Here is a 17,952-nt window from a genome sequence, read left to right as displayed (position 1 = left end):
GGTCGAATTTCTGGGCGGGGCGGGAGAGCCGCTACCCGAAGGCAGCGGCCCGATCCCTTATTCCGCGGCTTCCGCCAGGCCGTCGTCGTCGCTCGCGTCGGTGATCGACGAGAGCTCGACGTTGAGACCGAGCGAGCGCATTTCCTTGACGAGCACGTTGAAGCTCTCGGGGATGCCGGCCTCGAAGGTATCGTCGCCCTTGACGATCGCTTCATAGACCTTGGTGCGGCCGACCACGTCGTCCGACTTCACCGTCAGCATCTCCTGCAGCGTGTAGGCGGCGCCATAGGCCTGGAGCGCCCAGACCTCCATTTCGCCGAAGCGCTGGCCGCCGAACTGCGCCTTGCCGCCCAGCGGCTGCTGGGTGACGAGGCTGTACGGCCCGATCGAGCGTGCGTGGATCTTGTCGTCGACAAGGTGGTGGAGCTTCAGCATGTAGATGTAGCCCACGGTCACCTTGCGGTCGAACTGGTCGCCGGTGCGGCCGTCGAACAGCTCGACCTGGCCGCTCTCGTCGAGACCCGCCAGCTTGAGCATCGCAGCCACATCGGCCTCGCGCGCGCCGTCGAACACCGGCGTCGCCATCGGCACGCCGTTCTTCAGCACCTTGGCCATCTCGACGATCTGATCGGCGCTGCGCGCGTCGATCTCGGCGTGATACTGTTCGCCATAGACCGTCTTCAGACGATCGACCACCGCCGCCGGGGCGCTGCCGCCCGTCGCGTCGGGATTGGCCTCGCGCCAGCTTTCCAGCGCCTCGGTCACCTGCTTGCCCAAGCCGCGGGCGGCCCAGCCGAGATGGGTCTCGAAGATCTGCCCGACGTTCATGCGCGACGGCACGCCCAGCGGGTTGAGCACGATGTCGACCGGGGTGCCGTCCTCAAGGAACGGCATGTCCTCCTGCGGCAGGATGCGCGAGATGACGCCCTTGTTGCCGTGACGGCCGGCCATCTTGTCGCCCGGCTGCAGCTTGCGCTTCACCGCGACGAAGACCTTGACCATCTTGAGCACGCCCGGCGACAGCTCGTCGCCGCGCTGCAGCTTCTCGACGCGGTCCTCGAACTTCTTGACGATCAGCCCGACGGCGTCGTCATATTGCGCCTTGACCGCTTCCAGATCCGCCTGGCGGGCGTCGTCGGCGACGGCGAACTTCCACCATTCGCGCTTCTCGACTTCGTTCAGCAGCTCGTCGTTGATCTCGGAGCCCTTCTTGATGCCCTTCGGCGCGGCGGTCGCGACCTGGCCGAGCAGCATCTCGCGAAGCCGCGCATAGTTGGCGCGGTTCAGGATGGCGCGTTCGTCCTCGCGGTCCTTGGTCAGGCGGTCGATCTCCTCGCGCTCGATCGCCATCGCGCGCTCGTCCTTGTCGATGCCGTGGCGGTTGAACACGCGCACGTCGACCACCGTGCCCGACACGCCCGGGGGCAGGCGCAGCGAGGTGTCGCGGACATCGGAGGCCTTCTCGCCGAAGATGGCGCGGAGGAGCTTCTCTTCCGGCGTCATCGGGCTTTCGCCCTTCGGCGTGATCTTGCCGCACAGGATGTCGCCCGGCTCCACTTCGGCGCCGATATAGACGATGCCCGCCTCGTCGAGGTTGCGCAGCGCTTCCTCGCCGACGTTCGGGATGTCGCGGGTGATGTCTTCCGGCCCGAGCTTGGTGTCGCGGGCCATCACCTCGAACTCGTCGATGTGGATCGAGGTGAAGACATCGTCCTTCACGATCCGTTCGGAGATCAGGATCGAGTCCTCATAGTTGTAGCCGTTCCACGGCATGAACGCGACGAGGACGTTGCGGCCCAGCGCCAGCTCGCCGAACTCGGTCGACGGGCCGTCGGCGATGATGTCGCCGGCCTGCACGACGTCGCCCACCTTCACCAGCGGACGCTGGTTGATGCAGGTCGACTGGTTCGAACGCTGGAACTTCATCAGGGTGTAGATGTCGACGCCCGACTTGCCGGCATCGACATCGCCCGACGCGCGGACGACGATGCGGGTGGCGTCGACCTGGTCGATCACGCCGGCGCGGCGTGCGGCGATCGCCGCACCCGAGTCACGCGCGACGGTCTCTTCCATGCCGGTGCCGACGAACGGCGCTTCGGCGCGGACCAGCGGCACCGCCTGGCGCTGCATGTTCGATCCCATCAGCGCGCGGTTGGCGTCGTCGTTTTCCAGGAAGGGGATCAGCGACGCGGCGACCGACACCAGCTGCTTAGGGCTGACGTCCATCAGGGTGATGTGCTCGCGCGGCGCGATCAGGAACTCACCGGCTTCGCGGGCCGAGATCAGCTCCTCGACGAAGGCGCCGCTGGCATCGAGCTCGGCGTTCGCCTGCGCGATGGTGTGCTTCGCCTCTTCCATCGCGGAGAGATAAACGACCTCGTTGGTCACCTTGCCATCGACGATCTTGCGGTACGGCGTCTCGATGAAGCCGTACTTGTTGACGCGGCTGAACGACGCCAGCGAGTTGATCAGACCGATGTTCGGGCCTTCCGGCGTTTCGATCGGGCAGATACGGCCATAGTGCGTCGGGTGAACGTCGCGGACCTCGAAGCCCGCGCGCTCGCGGGTGAGGCCGCCCGGCCCGAGCGCCGAGACGCGGCGCTTGTGCGTCACTTCGGACAGCGGGTTGGTCTGGTCCATGAACTGCGACAGCTGCGACGAGCCGAAGAATTCCCGGACCGCGGCGACCGCGGGCTTGGCGTTGATCAGGTCGTTCGGCATCGCCGTCGACACGTCGACCGACGACATGCGCTCCTTCACCGCGCGCTCCATGCGGAGCAGGCCGACGCGATACTGGTTCTCCAGCAGCTCGCCCACCGAACGGACGCGGCGGTTGCCGAGATTGTCGATGTCGTCGATCTCGCCCTTGCCGTCCTTCAGGTCGACGAGGGTCTTGACCACGGCGAGGATATCCTCGCTGCGCAGCGTGGTGATCGTGTCCTCGGCGTCGAGCTCGAGGCGCATGTTCAGCTTCACGCGGCCGACGGCCGACAGGTCATAGCGCTCGGGGTCGAAGAACAGGCCGGCGAACAGCGCCTCGGCGGTCTCCTTCGTCGGCGGTTCGCCGGGGCGCATGACGCGATAGATCTCGCTGAGCGCATGGTCGCGCTCCTCGACCTTGTCGGCCTTCAGCGTGTTGCGTATCCACGGACCGGTCGAGACATGGTCGATGTCGAGCAGGTCGACATGGTCGAAGCCCGCCTTGTCGAGCGCCTCCAGATTCTCCGGGGAGACCTCGTCGCCCGCCTCGATGTAGATGCGGCCGGTGCTCTCGTCGATCAGGTCATAGGCCGAATAGCGGCCGAAGATCTGGTCGGTCGGGATCAGCAGCGTCTCGAGACCGTCCTTGCCGGCCTTGTTGGCGGCGCGGGGGCTGATCTTGGTGCCGGCCGGGAAGACGACCTCGCCGGTGTCGGCGTTGACGACGTCGAACGCCGGCTTCTGGCCGCGCCAGTTCTCGGCGACGAAGGGAACCTTCCAGCCGCCCTCGCCACGCACATAGCGCTGCGTCTTGTAGAAATAGTTGAGCATGTCCTCGCCGTTCAGGCCAAGGGCATAGAGCAGGCTGGTGACCGGCAGCTTGCGCTTGCGGTCGATGCGGACGTTGACGATGTCCTTGGCGTCGAACTCGAAGTCGAGCCACGAGCCGCGATAGGGGATGACGCGCGCGGCGAAAAGGTACTTGCCCGACGCATGGGTCTTGCCGCGGTCATGATCGAACAGCACGCCCGGCGAACGGTGCATCTGCGACACGATGACGCGCTCGGTGCCGTTGATCAGGAAGGTGCCGTTCTCGGTCATGAGCGGCATGTCGCCCATGTAGACGTCCTGCTCCTTGATATCGAGGACCGAACGGGTGTCCGTATCGGGATCGACCTCGAACACGATCAGGCGGAGGGTGACGCGCATCGGCGCGGCATAGGTCATGCCCCGCTGGCGGCACTCGTCGGTGTCGTATTTGGGATCTTCCAGCTCATACTGGACGAAATCGAGCTCGGCGGTGCCGGCGAAGTCGCGGATCGGGAAGACCGAGCGGAGGGTCTTCTCCAGGCCCGACACATAGCCGTCGGCGGGGCGGCTGCGCAGGAACTGCTCATAGGATTCACGCTGAACCTCGATCAGGTTCGGCATCTGCACCACTTCGTGGATGTTGCCGAAGACCTTGCGGATCCGCTTCTTGGCGGTCGTAGGAACTGCCTGGGTGGCCATTGCGTTTATTTCCTCGCGTCAAAATTCTTTTCGCATCGCAGCGAATTTCAGCCCGATTCGCGCCCGGCGAGCGGGTGCGATCCACGACAAAAAGTGCGGGTCCGGACTGTCGGAACCGCACTGCCAGCGTTTTGAGGACCCTTGAAAAACCTGCTCCAATTCGTCGCGGACCGTTCGCAAGGCGGTCCGTGTCCCGGAGGGTCAAGGGCGGCACCCGCGCATGCGCGGCGGGCAACTGCCGATGTAAGTGGAGGCGGCTATATAGTCCCGGGTGCGGGCTTTGGGAAGGGGGGCTTCATCGCGGCATTGATCGAAAGCAGGCGACGGTAGAAGGAAGGCGTAACCGAAGTCTTCGATCAAAGGCCGTTCGATGTCCCTGACCAGCTTTCTCGTCCCCACCTACCGGCAGATGATCGGCACGCTCGCGCGCTGGCTCGACAAGGCGGAGGCGGAACTGCCCGCCGGGCGGGCCGAAGCCCTGCTGTCCGCGCGCCTCGCCCCCGACATGTTTCCATTGTCGACGCAAATCCGCTTCGCCTGCGTCCAGCCATGGGAGGCCGTCTCGCGGCTTCGGGGCGAAGCGCTTCCGCCGGTGATCGCGGAGATGCTCGCCGAAGGGCGCAACGCGGCCGGGCATCCCGGCACGATCGCCGATGCCCGCGCCCGCATCGGCGAAACGCTGGCGATGCTCGATGGCCTCGCGCCTGACGAACTCGATGGCGATCCCGCCCGCCCGATCGCCCATGCCCTGCCGATGGGGATGATCTTCGACCTGACCGCGGAGCAATATGCGCGCGACTGGACGCTGCCCCAATTCTATTTCCACGTCATGGCCGCCTATGCGATCCTGCGGTCCGAGGGCGTGGCGCTCGGCAAGGCCGATTATGTCGCGCATATGCTGGCCTATCTCCGGCCCGGCACGGCGCCCGGCCAGTAAGCGTCATGCGATCGTCCGGCATGATATGGCGACATCCCCGCTTGGGAACCATGCCGATCCATGCTCTTTCATCCCTTCGGTTCCGCCATTGAGGAGAGGGTGAAGATGAAGCGCATTGGATATCTGCTGTTGCTGGGGGCGGGTATGCTGTCGGCCGGGGCGGGGGCCCAGACCATGTCGCCCGCGCCGGTGGTCGCGACGGGCAACGCCCTGCTCACCGTCACCGCCGAGGGCAAGGCGCTCGAAGCGCCCGATCTGGCGATCTTCAATGCCGGGGTGACGACGCAGGGCAAGACCGCCGCCGAGGCGCTGTCGGCGAATTCGACCGCGATGGAACGGGTGATCGCCCAGCTGCGCCGCGCGGGCATCGCCGAACGCGATATCCAGACGAGCAATCTCGGCATCGAACCGGTCTATTCGGACCCGAACCGCGACGCCGCGCTCGCTGCGCGCTACGCGGGCCAGCCCTATGTCCCGCCGGCGGCCGACGCGGCGGTGCCGAAGATCATCGGCTACCGTGCCAATAATTCGGTGTCCGTCCGCCAGCGCGACCTGAAGAATTTCGGGCGGGTGATCGATACGCTGGTGGCGGCGGGCGCCAATCAGGTCAACGGCCCCTCCTTCGCGATGGACAACCCCGATCCCGCGCTCGATCAGGCGCGGGTCCAGGCGATGCGCCAGGCCCGCGCACGCGCCGAGCTCTACGCCCGCGCCGCCGGGCTCAAGGTGCTGCGCATCCTCTCGATCACCGAAGGCGGCGGCTTCTACGGTTCGCCGCCGGTCGTCTTCGCGCGCGGCGCGATCGCCGCCTCGGCGCCCCCGCCTCCGCCGCCCGCCCCGGTCCAGCCCGGCGAGCTCCAGATGACCGCCAACGTCACCGTTCTGTTCGAACTCACCCCCGGCTGATCGGCGGTGCGGCGCGGGCAGGATCAGCCCGCGCCGCTGCCTATCGTCTCTGCGAGCAACGTGGTCAGCGCCGCCCAGGACAACTGGTGCGCGAAAGGATCATAGGCCATGCGCGGGTCGCCGAGGCCGGCGACGCCCGCATTGGTATAGCTGTGGAGCGCCCGGCCGTGGACCAGAAGATGCCAATCAACGCCCGCCGCGCGCATCTCCTCCTGAAAGGCGGCGACGTCCCCGGGCGGCACCAGTGGATCGAGCGCCCCGGTCGCCGCCAGCACCCGCGCCCGGACATCGCCGGGACGGGCAGGGGCGGCGCTGGTCAGCAGCCCGTGGAAACTTGCGACTGCCGCCACCGGCGCGCCGCTCCGCGCCAGTTCGAGCACCGCCGTGCCGCCGAAGCAGAAGCCGATTGCCGCCACCCGCGCCGCGTCCACTCCGTCGAGCCCGCACAATGCGTCGAACCCGGCGCGTACGCGGCGGCGCAGATAGGGCGGGTCGCCCCGAAAGGCGTCCAGTGCCGCCAGCATCTCCGCGCCGTCGAGCACGCGCCCGCCGCCATGCATGTCCGCCGCCGCGGCGATATAGCCGAGCGCCGCGAGCCGCGCGCAATGGCTGCGGACATTGCCGCCGATCCCGTCCGCCTCGTGGATGACCAGCACCGCCGCGCCGTTCGGTTTGCCGGGACGATGGATTTCTCCACGCAAGGCAAGACCGCCATCGTCATAGGTCCAGCTTTCCGCGCCCATCCTCTCGCTCCTTATAGGGTCTGGAGCGTGGACGCGCGGTGACGGGCCCGGTTCCGCCGATATGGCGCTACCGCCAGCAGGGCGGGCCGAGAAGGGTGGCGAGCGGCGCGCCCTTTTCGTCGCACCACGCCGGAAAGGGTATTTTGCGGCTGGGTTTGGACGGACGCGGCGGAGGCGCTGCGCGAGGCTGTCCGGGAATCGCCTCGCGGCGTAGCGGCCGCAGATGCGGCGCGAGCAGCCAGTTGGGCGGCAGATGGGAAGCGCCCCGGCCGCCGGTCGATCGAGGGTGGATTGTCATGCGTTGACGGAAACGCCGGCGGCGCGGAACGCCGCCGGCGGTCGTGGTTGGTTACGGGGTCAATAGTCCATTGCCGGGGCCGGGCCGGCTTTCTCGTCCTTCGGGGCTTCCGCCACCAGCGCTTCGGTGGTGATCAGCAGCGATGCGACCGATGCGGCGTCCTGCAGCGCGGTGCGAACCACCTTGGCCGGATCGATCACACCCGCCTGGACGAGATCGCCATAATCGCCGGTCGCGGCGTTGAAGCCCCAGTTGTAATCCTGGGATTCGAGCAGCTTGCCGACGATATAGGATCCGTCCTCGCCCGCATTCTCGGCGATCTGGCGCGCGGGGGCGCGCACCGCGCGGCGGACGATGTCGATGCCCGACTGCTGGTCGTCATTCGCGGCCTTGAGCCCGTCGAGCGCCTTGAGCGCACGCAGCAGCGATATGCCGCCGCCCGGAAGGATGCCTTCCTCGACGGCTGCCCGCGTCGCGTGCAGCGCGTCGTCGACGCGGTCCTTCTTCTCCTTGACCTCGACCTCGGTCGCGCCGCCGACGCGGATCACCGCGACGCCGCCCGCCAGCTTGGCCAGCCGCTCCTGCAGCTTCTCGCGATCATAGTCGCTCGTCGTGGTCTCGATCTGCTGGCGGATCTGCGCCACGCGGCCGTCGATGTCGGCCTTGCCGCCGACGCCGTCGACGATCGTCGTGTTGTCCTTGTCGATCGTCACCTTCTTGGCGCGGCCCAGCATGTCGACCGTGACGTTCTCAAGCTTGGTGCCGAGCTCCTCGCTCACCACCTCGCCGCCGGTCAGGATCGCGATGTCCTCGAGCATCGCCTTGCGGCGATCGCCGAAGCCCGGCGCCTTGACCGCCGCGACCTTCAGGCCGCCGCGCAGCTTGTTGACGACGAGCGTCGCCAGCGCCTCGCCCTCGACGTCCTCGGCGATGATCAGCAGCGGCCGTCCCGACTGGACGACCTTTTCGAGCAGCGGCACCAGCGCCTGCAGGTTCGACAGCTTCTTCTCGTGGATCAGGATATAGGGATCGTCGAGCTCGACCTTGAGCTTCTCGGCATTGGTGATGAAATAGGGCGAGAGATAGCCGCGGTCGAACTGCATGCCGTCGACGGTTTCCAGCTCGGTCTCCAGGCTCTTCGCTTCTTCGACGGTGATCACGCCCTCATTGCCGACCTTCTCCATGGCTTCCGCCAGGATGCGGCCGATCTCGCCGTCGCCATTGGCGGAAATCGTCGCCACCTGCGCGATCTCGCTGTTGGCGCTCACCTTCCTGGCATGCGCCTGCAGGTCCTTGACGATCGCGTCGACCGCCAGGTCGATGCCGCGCTTCAGGTCGATCGGATTCATGCCGGCGGCGACCGCCTTCGATCCTTCGCGCACGATCGCCTGGGCCAGCACGGTGGCCGTCGTCGTGCCGTCGCCCGCCTTGTCATTCTGCTTGCTGGCGACCTCGCGCAGCAGCTGCGCGCCCATATTCTCGAACTTGTCGGAAAGCTCGATCTCCTTGGCGACGGTCACGCCGTCCTTGGTGATGCGCGGCGCGCCGAAGCTCTTGTCGATGACGACGTTGCGGCCTTTGGGGCCGAGCGTCACCTTCACCGCATTGGCCAGCGTGTCGACGCCGCGCAGCATCCGGTCGCGCGCGTCCGATGCGAACTTCACTTCCTTCGCAGCCATTTCGGCTACCTCCTTTCATTCCTTCCTGAAATCGGCCGGCCGGTCAGGCGGCCTGCTTGAGTTCGGCGGCCGGCTCGATCACGCCGAGCACATCGCTTTCCTTCATGATCAACAGGTCTTCGCCCGCGATCCTCACCTCCGTGCCGGACCACTTCCCGAACAGGATGCGATCGCCCGGGCGCAGCGAAAGCTCGATCAGCGCGCCGCCCTCGTCGCGGGCGCCGGGCCCGACGGCGACGACCTCGCCTTCCTGCGGCTTCTCCTTGGCGGTGTCTGGAATGATGATGCCGCCCGGGCTCTTCTCTTCGGCCTCGATGCGGCGGACGACCACGCGGTCGTGCAAGGGGCGGAAATGCATGCATAACCTCCGGTTGCAAAACGGGTTGTAGCGTTGCCTCCCGTTCATCCGAACGACAGGCGGCGCTCAGCTAGTAAGCCGGCTTTTTCCGTTCAAGGGGTGCAACGAAATTTTTTGGCACTCTCATTGGTAGAGTGCCAAATCCGCCGCTTTAAGCGCGTATATCGGTCTTGACGCCGCTTGGCGGCGCGCCCAGATTTGCCCTTGGCAGGCTCTAATCGCACGCGCCATCGCATGGCGCGGCGGCACGGAAAGGAGGCGAGGCTTGCTATGGTAGACCGGGCATTCATCGCGCAGCTGCAAGGCTATGGGCTGACCACCGCGGAGATCCATTATTACCGCCCCGACGCGCCATCCCTGCTACAGCTGTTCCTCTGGCAGGAATATGATCTGGCGCCGGACTTCCCGGTGCTGTTCGACTTCCTCGATCATTGGCGGCGGGAGATCGAAGCCGCGCTCCATTCGGTCCGTATCGCGCATGAACAGCTGATCAGGCCGAGCGAATGGCGCGCCATCGACGGAATCATATCGATCCAGTGAGCGAATTGCGGCCCTGATGCGAAGACGGGCGGGCCCCCGGGATCCGCCGAGGCTACGTGATACTCCACATAGCGCTGACATCCGGCAATATGCTTGAATAACATAATGATAGCAAAGCCGACCCACCTCATCGTCTATGCCAGCCGATCGCTCGTTCCGCCTGCCTATGTCGAGCGGGAGATTGCCGACATTCTGACGCGATCGGTTCAGCTGAACGGCCGCGACGGCATCACCGGGGCACTGCTCTATACCGATGATCAGCGCTTCGCGCAGGCGCTGGAGGGCGACGCTGCGCTGGTGAAGGCGACGATGGACCGGATCCGCAAGGACGTACGCCACAACCGCATCGTGATGCTGTACGACGACGTGATCGCGCACCGGCATTTTCCGGACTGGTCGCTCGCCTACAAGGGAAACGCCCCCTCGATCGACCAGGCTATCCGCGCCGCTGAATATGAGGCGCCACTACCCTCGACCCGGGCGCTATCGGACCTCCTGGGCATCATGGCGCAGCTGGTGGGGACGGGCTGACCGCGGGCGCAGTCGACCTCCGGCATGGCCTCCATCGGGAGGCTGAAGCGCCGCCGTCGCATATCTTCCTCGGCCGCCGTGATCCGCGACACGGCTATTGCGGTGGGGCTGATGCTGAAACAAGATTCGGTATGACTCGGATGGAATAAGACGATGGTTCGGAAATTACTCTTCACCCTGGTCCTGGCAACGGCGTGTACCGCGCCTCTTCCCGCCGCCGCCGCGCCATCGCTTCAGGACGCCACGGTGGGCGCCACCGTCGCCGCGATGAAGCCCGGCGACTATCTCTGGGCGCCCAACGTCGCGCCCGCCGGCCCGGTGGTGATCGTCGTCAGCATCGCGCAGCAGCGGGCCTATGCCTATCGCAACGGCATCCCCATCGGCATCTCGACCGTGTCGACCGGGAAGAAGGGGCATGAGACGCCCACCGGCGTCTTCACCCTGCTCCAGAAGAATGTCGACCATAAGTCGAACATCTACGACAGCGCCCCCATGCCTTATATGCAGCGGCTGACCTGGGACGGGATCGCGCTGCATGCTGGCAATCTTCCCGGCTATCCCGCCTCGCATGGCTGCGTCCGCCTGCCGCTGGGCTTTGCCAAGCTGCTCTATGGCGTCACCAAATTGGGGCTGACGGTGATCGTCACCGCGGGGGCGGATGTGCCGCGCTTCGCACCATCGCCCGAAGTGCTCAGCAACGACGGCAAGAAGGGCGGCGACCCCGATCTGTTCGGCGGCCTGCTGTGGCAGCCGGAACGTTCGCCCACCGGCCCGGTCTCGATCATCGTCAGCGCTGCGGACAACCGCATGCTGGTGCTGCGCAACGGCGTGCCGATCGGCTCGGCCCCGGTCCGCATCGCGGGCGCGGTGACGGGGACCACCGCCTATACGCTCGGCGCGATCGAGGACGGCAAATATCGCTGGATGAAGCTGCCCATGCCCGGCGAAAACCTGTCGGGCCCGGTCGAGGTCACCCCCGACGAGCGCGCCCGCCTCACCGTCCCCGACGAAATGATCCGCTACACCGCCGATGTCGTCACCCCGGGGACGACCGTCGTCATCACCCCCGACACGCTGCAAAGCGGCGGCGCGGGCAAGAAGATGACGGTGATGACCGCGGGTAAATAGCTTCGCCCGGAGAGGGAGCGAGGCGCGCCCTAATTGATATTGCATGCGCGCCAGCCGTGCTAAGCGCCGCCGATGCACGCAGCGATCTATTTCCAGTCCGACGGCTATCTTCTCGATGGCGTCCAGATCGTCGGCCGCCGCATGGCCGGTGCGGCCTTCCTCCGCGCCGCGGTCGAGGGGCGCGAGGGGGCGGCGCTGCACGGCTTCGCCCCGCTCGAGAAATCGGGCGACAATTTCATCGCCGCGGTGCGTGCGATCGACCCGGCGGCGCAGGCGGCCTGGATACCCGGCCACCGGCTCGATCTGCTGGCGAAGGAGCGCATCCTCTACCGTCCCGACAATCTGCTCGGCCCGCATGCCCGGCTGCGCCTGCGCGCCGGGCCCGCCGCCTTCTCGATCTGCGGCGTCACCCACACCATCTCGACCGACACCGCGCGCAGCGGCCTCGCCGATATGCTCGCCGCTCCGGTGATGGGGTGGGACGCGCTGATCTGCACGTCGGATGCGGCGCGAAGCGTCGTCACCGGGATATTGGAGGCGGAGGCGGACTATCAGCGCTGGATGGGACGCGAGACCTTTCGTCCCGACGCCTTGCAGCTGCCGGTGATCCCGCTCGGCGTCCACAGTGCCGACCTCGCCGGATCGGCTGCCGATCGCGCCGCTGCCCGCACCTCGTTCGATATCGGCGAGGACGAGGTCGTCTTCCTCTTCGCCGGGCGGCTGAGCTTCAGCGCCAAGGCGCATCCCTATCAGATGCTGCGCGCGCTGCAGGCGGTCGCGGAGCGGGGCGGGCGGCGCATCACCCTGCTCCAGGCGGGGCAGTTCTCCAACCCGGCGGGCGAAGCCTATTACCGCCAGGCGGTGCGCGACTATTGCCCCGATGTCCGCTGCCTGTTCGTCGATGGCGCGCTACCCGCAAGCTACCGGGCCGGCTTCGCCGCTGCCGACGTCTTCCTGTCACTCGCCGACAGCATCCAGGAGACTTTCGGGCTAACCCCGGTCGAGGCGATGGCCGCCGGGTTGCCCGCGGTGGTGAGCGACTGGAACGGCTATAAGGACACGGTCCGCGACGGCGTCGACGGCTTCCGTATCCGCAGCTGGGCGCCCGAACCGGGCAGCGGCAACCTCATGGCGGTCGCTTATGAAGCCGGTCTCACCGGCACCGAACAATATCAGTCGCGCGCCAGCACCACTGTCTCGATCGACATGGCGCAGCTGGTCGACCGGCTCGCCGCCCTTGCCGGCGATCCCGATCTGCGTCGCCGGATGGGTGCGGCGGGCGAGGCCCGGGCGCGCGGCGACTATGACTGGGCGGTGATCTATCGCCGCTATCGCAATCTCTGGGCCGAACTCGATGCGATCCGCGAGCATGCGCTCGCCGATCCCGCGACCCGTGCCTGGCTCGATCGCGCGCCTAGGGCGCAGGCGGCGCATCTCGATCCGCACAGCAGCTTCGCGGTCTATCCCACCGCGCATGTCGGCGCGGCGACGCTGGTGCGGCTTGCCCCCGGCATGACGCTGGCCGACTATCAGGCGCTCGCCGCCAGCCAGGGTTTCCGCATGTGGAAAGCCCCGCCCGAAGCGATCGGCCGCATCTTCTCCGCGCTCGCCGCCGGGCCGCGCCCGATCAGGGACATCGCCGCCCGGGCGGGGATCGCGCCCGTCATGACGATCGAACTCGCCAGCCGCCTCGCCAAGATGAACCTGGTGATCCTGGGCGATTAGGGCAGGCATCCGCACTCAGCCGATATAGGCCGCCAGTTCGTCGGGGCTCCCCTGCGGAAAGGCCTCCTTCAGATAGTCGAGAAAGGCCGAGACCCGCGCGCTGAGCAGCCGCCGCGATGGATAGAGCGCCCATAATTCGGTGCCGGGCCCATCGACATCGCCCCAATGCGCCAGCCTGCCCGCCTTCAGGTCATGGCTGACCAGTGACACCGGCAACCGCCCGACGCCAACCCCCGCGCGCACCGCGTCGCGCACCATCACCAATGAGGACAGGCTGAGCACCTGGTCGATCACGACGCGCGCCAGGCCGTTCGCCGTCCGCATCTCCCAGGCCGGCCCCGGGTCGGCCGTGCCGCGCACGACGGCGGGCACCGACATATTGTCCGCCGGTCGCGCCAGATCGGGGCTCGCGACGATCACCAGCCGGTCGCGCAGCAGCACCCGCCCGATCAGCGTCTCGTCGGGGTCGGGATTGACGCGGATCACCAGATCATAAGCTTCCTCGACCATGTCGACCGGCCGGTCTTCGGTCGTCACCTCCAGCCGCACCTCGGGGAAGCGTTTCGCGAATCCGGCGGCCAACCGGCCCATCGCGGTCTGCGAAAACAGCAGCGGCGCGCTGACCCGCAGCCTCCCGCGCGGGCTTCCTCCGCCTGACGCGATCGCCGCCGCGGTCTCGTCCAGCTCGGTGAGCAGCGCTGCAGTTCGCGCGTGCAGTGCACGGCCTTCCTCGGTCAGCTTCAGCATCCGCGCGCCGCGCTCGAACAGCCGGACGTTCAGACTCGCCTCCAGCTCGGCGACCCGGCGCGACAGCGTCGCCTTCGGGCGGCCGGTGGCGCGGGCGGCGCGTCCGAACCCGCCATGGCGGGCGACGAGGTTGAAATCGGCAAGCGCGAGCAGATCCATATGTTCCACCGATAAGACAGTCTGTCCAAATCTAGCGTCTATTGGATCGGATGTGGATCACTAATTTCCGGGGCAGCCGCTTTTGGCGAATTGAAATCAGGAGTGCCCCCATGACCATTCTCGTTACCGGCGCCACCGGCAATGTCGGCCGCCATGTCGTCGATCAGCTCGTGCAGCGCGGCGCCGACGTCCGCGCCCTCGTTCGCGATCCCGCCAAGGCCGGCCTCCCGGCGGGCGTCGCCGTCGTCCAGGGCGATCTGCTCGACGTCGACTCGCTGCGCAGCGCCGTCTCCGGCGTCTCCGCGCTTTTCCTGCTCAACGCCGTCGTGCCCGACGAATTCACCCAGGCGTTGATCGCGCTCAACGTCGCCCGTGACGCCGGGGTGAACCGGCTCGTCTATCTGTCGGTCATCCACAGCGATCTTTATTCCAACGTCCCCCACTTCGCCGGTAAGTTTGGGGTCGAACGGACGATCGAGGATCTCGGCTTCGACGCGACGATCCTGCGTCCGGCCTATTTCATGGATAACGACCTGACGATCCGCGACGTGATCACCGGCCATGGCATCTATCCGATGCCAATCGGCGCGAAGGGCCTCGCGATGATCGATGCGCGCGACATCGGTGAGATCGCGGCGATCGAGCTGATCCGCCGTGCCGATGCCGCCGAACCACGACCGCTCGACCGCATCAATCTTGTCGGCCCCGACACGCTCACCGGCGCCGACGCCGCGGCGGTCTGGAGCGAGGTGCTCGGCCGACCGATCGCCTATCCGGGCGACGACACCGCCAGTTTCGAGCAGAATCTGCGCCAGTTCATGCCGGCCTGGATGGCCTATGACATGCGGCTGATGGCAGAACGCTTCCTCACCATCGGCATGGTTCCCGAAGCGGGTGACGTCGACCGGCTGACCGCGCTGCTGGGCCGCCCCTTGCGCACCTATCGCGACTTCGCCGCACAGATTGCGGGCTGACCCCGCCTTCTTCCAACCCGATATGCATGAAGGAATGTCACATAATCTATTCGACCGCCACCGTCCCCGTGAATCCCGATGGAGAGATCCTGCTGACCCGCGCCCAGGCTTGGGCCGGGCTTGAGCTCAAGGCGCGCGACGCACGGCTGTTCCTGCCGCCGGGCCTGTGCACCCGCTGCGATGTGACCGAGGAAAGCGCTACCCATTTCGTCCGCGAGGCGACGATCGCGGGGGCAGACCTGCGCGAGATCATCACTCTCGAACCCGAACGCAAGGTTACCTTCTTCCAGGCCACCGGCCCGCGCGAGGGCGCGATCGTCAACGAACTGTTCGAGGATGCGGCGGGCGCCCTCCAGCTGCGCTTCTACTGTTATCTCGGCCTGCGCGACAAACCGCCCGGCGGGCCCGAGGAGCAGGCCGAACAGGCGCAGTTCGACAGCGGCCAGGGTTACCGCGCCGCGCTCCTCTCCACCCTCAAGCGCACCCGCGAACTGGTCGCGGAAGGGCGGCTCTAACGTCCCAGCCGTCATCCCGAAACGAGTTCAGGATGACCAAACAGAAAGGGCGGCCTCTCGTGAGAGAAGCCGCCCTTCTTCGAAGTTCTGCCGTCCGGATCGGACGGAAAGAAGCTTACTTGAGTTCGACGGTCGCGCCGGCTTCCTCGAGCTGCTTCTTGAGCTTCTCGGCTTCGTCCTTGCTGACGCCTTCCTTGACGGCCTTCGGAGCCGACTCGACGAGGGTCTTGGCTTCGGTCAGGCCGAGGCCGGTGATCGCGCGGACTTCCTTGATCACGTTGATCTTCTTGCCGCCGTCGCCGGTCAGGACGACGTCGAACTCGGTCTTCTCTTCGGCAGCAGCCGCGCCGCCGCCGGCGCCGCCAGCGGCCGGAGCCGCAACCGCAACCGCCGCAGCGGCCGAAACGCCCCACTTCTCTTCGAGGAGCTTCGAGAGCTCCGCGGCTTCGAGAACGGTGAGAGCCGAGAGATCGTCAACGAGCTTGTTCAGGTCTGCCATTTTAAGTCTCCATCAGGGCCACGCGGGCCCAATATGTTTCAGTCAGTCGATGATATCGAAAGTTCAGGCGTCTTCTTTCGCCGCATAAGCGCCGATAACCCGCGCCACCTGGGCGGCGGGGGCCTGGACGATCTGGGCGATCTTGGTCGCGGGTGCCTGCAGCAGGCCCACGATCTTCGCGCGCAGTTCGTCGAGCGACGGCAGCTCGGCCAGCGCCTTCACGCCAGCCACGTCGAGAACCGTGTCGCCCATCGCGCCGCCGACGATTTCCAACTTGTCGTTGGTCTTCGCGAAATCCACGATCACCTTTGCAGGGGCGACGGGATCGACGGAGGTGCTGAGCGCGGTCGGCCCCACCAGCAGATCGTTGATCGCTGTGTAGGACGTGCCCTCGACGGCAATGCGGGCGAGCTTGTTCTTCGATACCTTGTAGCTGGCGCCGGCTTCGCGCATCTTCGTGCGGAGCGCAGTGGACTGCGCAACCGTGAGGCCGAGATTGCGGGTGACGATCACCACGCTCGTGCCCTCGAAGGTGCTCTTCAGTTCGGCGACCAGCTCGGCTTTTTGAGCTCGATCCATGCCTTACTCCTTAGAACCACCCCTGCAGCACATCCGCAGGGGCTTTTGAGCCAAAGGACAAATACGCCGCCCCTTGACCCGTCCGAGGGGTCGGTCGCCTGGCCGAGCGCCGGAAAGGGAGCGCGGCAGACCCAGCTTTCGCTGGAAAAACTTTTCCCCGTCTAGGCAGGACATTAAGCGCGGCATATTCCGCGCACCTGCTGTCTCGGACGGTACAATCCCGCATCTGCTCAAAGCGGATTCGGGACATGAAGGCGCGGCCCCTAAAGGATCGCACCGCGATTGTCGAGTCTGACCTTCATCGTCATCCCGGATCAAGTCCGGGGCGACGGTAAGGAAATGAACTTCGCCTTATCAGGACGCGAAGACCTCCGGCACGGCCGTCTTCTGGCCCGTCACCTCAGCGATGATCTCGAACGAATGCAGCCGTTTCTGGTGATCGTAGATGTCGGAGACGATCATCAATTCGTCCGCGCCAGTCTCGGCGACGAGCTTGCCGATTCCCGCCGCGACGGTCTCGCGCGAGCCGATGATCATCCGTTCGAGCATCTGCGATGCCTGATGCCGTTCGGCAGGGGACCAATAGGTGTCGATATCGTCGATCGGCGGCTGGCTGAGCGTGCGGGTGCCGCGGAAGATGTTGGCGAAGGACATTTGCTGGGTCGTCGCCAACCGCTTCGCCTCGGCGTCGCTGTCGGCGGCGACGATGTTGACCCCGACCATTGCATAGGGCCGGTCGAGCTGCGCCGAGGGTTTGAACCGTTCGCGATAGATGCGTAGCGCCGCCGTCAGCGACTGCGGCGCGAAATGCGAAGCGAAAGCGTAGGGGAGGCCGAGTTCGGCGGCGAGCTGCGCGCCGAAGGTGCTCGATCCCAGGATCCACAGCGGGACGCGCGTGCCCGCGGCGGGCACCGCCTGGACGCGCTGATTGGGTTGCACCGGCTCGAAATAATGCTGAAGCTCGAGCACGTCCTGCGGGAAATTGTCCGAATCGTGGCGGCGCAGCGCGCGGATGGTGAGCTGATCGGTGCCCGGGGCGCGGCCGAGGCCGAGATCGATCCGGCCCGGATAGAGCCAGGCGAGCGTGCCGAACTGTTCGGCGATGATGTAGGGCGCATGATTAGGCAGCATGATCCCGCCCGCCCCCACGCGGATAGTCTTCGTCCCCGCCGCGACATGCGAAATGGCGAGCGAGGTCGCCGCGCTGGCAATCCCGGCCATATTATGATGCTCAGCCATCCAGAAGCGCCGATAGCCCCAATTTTCGGCATGGGACGCAAGATCGCGGGCATTGTCGAGCGAGACGCGCGGATCGCCCTCTTCGGTCACGCGGACAAGATCGAGGATGGAAATGGCTGTCATGCGGCACTCCTGTTCGCGACCTATGTAGGTCGCTCGGCCCGCAAAACCATTGCAAAGCGCGAT

17 protein-coding genes are annotated in these 17,952 nt (G+C 66.4%); 8 read left to right on the top strand and 9 right to left on the bottom strand.

Going from position 1 to position 17,952, the window contains the following annotated elements; all coding sequences use genetic code 11:
- Nucleotides 1–57: 57 nt before the first annotated feature.
- Nucleotides 58–4,209, bottom strand: coding sequence for a DNA-directed RNA polymerase subunit beta (gene rpoB, locus ASE00_RS20275; RefSeq protein ID WP_056383542.1), 4,152 nt, complete (start codon nucleotides 4,207–4,209; stop codon nucleotides 58–60).
- A gap of 370 nt (nucleotides 4,210–4,579) precedes the next feature.
- Between rpoB and ASE00_RS20270 the strand changes: the two genes are divergently transcribed.
- Both ASE00_RS20270 and ASE00_RS20265 read left to right on the top strand, forming a co-directional pair.
- Nucleotides 4,580–5,146, top strand: coding sequence for a DUF1993 family protein (locus tag ASE00_RS20270; protein WP_056383541.1), 567 nt, complete (start codon nucleotides 4,580–4,582; stop codon nucleotides 5,144–5,146).
- A 105-nt stretch (nucleotides 5,147–5,251) separates the two neighbouring features.
- Nucleotides 5,252–6,052 (top strand): SIMPL domain-containing protein, encoded by an 801-nt coding sequence (locus ASE00_RS20265; protein WP_056383628.1) that lies wholly within the window; start codon nucleotides 5,252–5,254, stop codon nucleotides 6,050–6,052.
- Nucleotides 6,053–6,075: 23 nt separating this feature from the next.
- Here ASE00_RS20265 and ASE00_RS20260 read toward each other — a convergent pair whose 3' ends face one another.
- The 4 genes from ASE00_RS20260 to ASE00_RS20250 all read right to left on the bottom strand — a co-directional run bounded on the left by ASE00_RS20260 (nucleotide 6,076) and on the right by ASE00_RS20250 (nucleotide 9,130).
- A complete protein-coding gene (locus ASE00_RS20260) occupies nucleotides 6,076–6,795 on the bottom strand; it encodes a dienelactone hydrolase family protein (RefSeq protein WP_056383540.1) in 720 nt (239 codons plus the stop codon).
- Between the two features lie 67 nt (nucleotides 6,796–6,862).
- Nucleotides 6,863–7,093, bottom strand: a complete 231-nt coding sequence (locus ASE00_RS23785; RefSeq protein ID WP_162256509.1) for a hypothetical protein — start codon at nucleotides 7,091–7,093, stop codon at nucleotides 6,863–6,865.
- 59 nt (nucleotides 7,094–7,152) lie between these two features.
- On the bottom strand, nucleotides 7,153–8,772 hold the full coding sequence (groL, locus tag ASE00_RS20255; protein WP_056383539.1) for a chaperonin GroEL: 1,620 nt from the start codon (nucleotides 8,770–8,772) through the stop codon (nucleotides 7,153–7,155).
- A gap of 43 nt (nucleotides 8,773–8,815) precedes the next feature.
- Entirely contained in the window at nucleotides 8,816–9,130 is a 315-nt protein-coding gene (locus tag ASE00_RS20250; RefSeq protein WP_056383538.1) for a co-chaperone GroES, read from the bottom strand.
- Nucleotides 9,131–9,400: 270 nt separating this feature from the next.
- Here ASE00_RS20250 and ASE00_RS20245 point away from each other — a divergent pair, with 270 nt between their 5' ends.
- From ASE00_RS20245 to ASE00_RS20230, 4 genes are all read left to right on the top strand, one after another.
- Complete coding sequence (locus tag ASE00_RS20245) at nucleotides 9,401–9,670, top strand: usg protein (RefSeq protein WP_056383537.1); 270 nt, start codon at nucleotides 9,401–9,403, stop codon at nucleotides 9,668–9,670.
- Between the two features lie 105 nt (nucleotides 9,671–9,775).
- Nucleotides 9,776–10,201 carry a BLUF domain-containing protein gene (locus tag ASE00_RS20240; protein WP_056383536.1) on the top strand — a complete coding sequence of 142 codons (426 nt, stop codon included), beginning with the start codon at nucleotides 9,776–9,778 and terminating at the stop codon, nucleotides 10,199–10,201.
- 153 nt (nucleotides 10,202–10,354) lie between these two features.
- Nucleotides 10,355–11,329, top strand: coding sequence for a L,D-transpeptidase (locus ASE00_RS20235; RefSeq protein WP_056383535.1), 975 nt, complete (start codon nucleotides 10,355–10,357; stop codon nucleotides 11,327–11,329).
- A 72-nt stretch (nucleotides 11,330–11,401) separates the two neighbouring features.
- Nucleotides 11,402–13,054 (top strand): glycosyltransferase family 4 protein, encoded by a 1,653-nt coding sequence (locus tag ASE00_RS20230; RefSeq protein ID WP_056383534.1) that lies wholly within the window; start codon nucleotides 11,402–11,404, stop codon nucleotides 13,052–13,054.
- 15 nt (nucleotides 13,055–13,069) lie between these two features.
- Here the strand turns inward: ASE00_RS20230 and ASE00_RS20225 are convergent, their stop codons facing one another.
- On the bottom strand, nucleotides 13,070–13,960 hold the full coding sequence (locus ASE00_RS20225; protein WP_056383533.1) for a LysR family transcriptional regulator: 891 nt from the start codon (nucleotides 13,958–13,960) through the stop codon (nucleotides 13,070–13,072).
- A 110-nt stretch (nucleotides 13,961–14,070) separates the two neighbouring features.
- Here ASE00_RS20225 and ASE00_RS20220 point away from each other — a divergent pair, with 110 nt between their 5' ends.
- Together ASE00_RS20220 and ASE00_RS20215 are read left to right on the top strand one after the other, a co-directional pair.
- Entirely contained in the window at nucleotides 14,071–14,934 is an 864-nt protein-coding gene (locus ASE00_RS20220) for an SDR family oxidoreductase (protein WP_056383532.1), read from the top strand.
- Between the two features lie 26 nt (nucleotides 14,935–14,960).
- The gene (locus ASE00_RS20215; RefSeq protein WP_235538768.1) at nucleotides 14,961–15,449 is read left to right on the top strand and encodes an SRPBCC family protein; all 489 of its coding nucleotides are present in this window, start codon (nucleotides 14,961–14,963) and stop codon (nucleotides 15,447–15,449) included.
- 115 nt (nucleotides 15,450–15,564) lie between these two features.
- Here ASE00_RS20215 and rplL read toward each other — a convergent pair whose 3' ends face one another.
- From rplL to ASE00_RS20200, 3 genes are all read right to left on the bottom strand, one after another.
- Entirely contained in the window at nucleotides 15,565–15,948 is a 384-nt protein-coding gene (rplL, locus tag ASE00_RS20210; protein WP_056383531.1) for a 50S ribosomal protein L7/L12, read from the bottom strand.
- A gap of 63 nt (nucleotides 15,949–16,011) precedes the next feature.
- On the bottom strand, nucleotides 16,012–16,527 hold the full coding sequence (rplJ, locus tag ASE00_RS20205) for a 50S ribosomal protein L10 (RefSeq protein WP_056383530.1): 516 nt from the start codon (nucleotides 16,525–16,527) through the stop codon (nucleotides 16,012–16,014).
- 354 nt (nucleotides 16,528–16,881) lie between these two features.
- On the bottom strand, nucleotides 16,882–17,889 hold the full coding sequence (locus tag ASE00_RS20200) for an LLM class flavin-dependent oxidoreductase (RefSeq protein WP_056383529.1): 1,008 nt from the start codon (nucleotides 17,887–17,889) through the stop codon (nucleotides 16,882–16,884).
- Nucleotides 17,890–17,952 lie beyond the last annotated feature (63 nt).

It is taken from the genome of Sphingomonas sp. Root710 (assembly GCF_001429065.1).
Classification (GTDB): domain Bacteria; phylum Pseudomonadota; class Alphaproteobacteria; order Sphingomonadales; family Sphingomonadaceae; genus Rhizorhabdus.
The sequence above is the reverse complement of the archived record's forward strand: the minus strand, read 5'-3'. Positions and strand labels throughout refer to the sequence as shown.

Excerpts from the sequence above, each read along its gene's own strand:
- rpoB (WP_056383542.1), bottom strand. The coding sequence starts at position 4,209 with ATGGCCACCCAGGCAGTTCCTACGACCGCCAAGAAGCGGATCCGCAAG.
- ASE00_RS20270 (WP_056383541.1), top strand. The coding sequence starts at position 4,580 with ATGTCCCTGACCAGCTTTCTCGTCCCCACCTACCGGCAGATGATCGGC.
- ASE00_RS20265 (WP_056383628.1), top strand. The coding sequence starts at position 5,252 with ATGAAGCGCATTGGATATCTGCTGTTGCTGGGGGCGGGTATGCTGTCG.
- ASE00_RS20260 (WP_056383540.1), bottom strand. The coding sequence starts at position 6,795 with ATGGGCGCGGAAAGCTGGACCTATGACGATGGCGGTCTTGCCTTGCGT.
- ASE00_RS23785 (WP_162256509.1), bottom strand. The coding sequence starts at position 7,093 with ATGACAATCCACCCTCGATCGACCGGCGGCCGGGGCGCTTCCCATCTG.
- groL (WP_056383539.1), bottom strand. The coding sequence starts at position 8,772 with ATGGCTGCGAAGGAAGTGAAGTTCGCATCGGACGCGCGCGACCGGATG.
- ASE00_RS20250 (WP_056383538.1), bottom strand. The coding sequence starts at position 9,130 with ATGCATTTCCGCCCCTTGCACGACCGCGTGGTCGTCCGCCGCATCGAG.
- ASE00_RS20245 (WP_056383537.1), top strand. The coding sequence starts at position 9,401 with ATGGTAGACCGGGCATTCATCGCGCAGCTGCAAGGCTATGGGCTGACC.
- ASE00_RS20240 (WP_056383536.1), top strand. The coding sequence starts at position 9,776 with ATGATAGCAAAGCCGACCCACCTCATCGTCTATGCCAGCCGATCGCTC.
- ASE00_RS20235 (WP_056383535.1), top strand. The coding sequence starts at position 10,355 with ATGGTTCGGAAATTACTCTTCACCCTGGTCCTGGCAACGGCGTGTACC.
- ASE00_RS20230 (WP_056383534.1), top strand. The coding sequence starts at position 11,402 with ATGCACGCAGCGATCTATTTCCAGTCCGACGGCTATCTTCTCGATGGC.
- ASE00_RS20225 (WP_056383533.1), bottom strand. The coding sequence starts at position 13,960 with ATGGATCTGCTCGCGCTTGCCGATTTCAACCTCGTCGCCCGCCATGGC.
- ASE00_RS20220 (WP_056383532.1), top strand. The coding sequence starts at position 14,071 with ATGACCATTCTCGTTACCGGCGCCACCGGCAATGTCGGCCGCCATGTC.
- ASE00_RS20215 (WP_235538768.1), top strand. The coding sequence starts at position 14,961 with ATGAAGGAATGTCACATAATCTATTCGACCGCCACCGTCCCCGTGAAT.
- rplL (WP_056383531.1), bottom strand. The coding sequence starts at position 15,948 with ATGGCAGACCTGAACAAGCTCGTTGACGATCTCTCGGCTCTCACCGTT.
- rplJ (WP_056383530.1), bottom strand. The coding sequence starts at position 16,527 with ATGGATCGAGCTCAAAAAGCCGAGCTGGTCGCCGAACTGAAGAGCACC.
- ASE00_RS20200 (WP_056383529.1), bottom strand. The coding sequence starts at position 17,889 with ATGACAGCCATTTCCATCCTCGATCTTGTCCGCGTGACCGAAGAGGGC.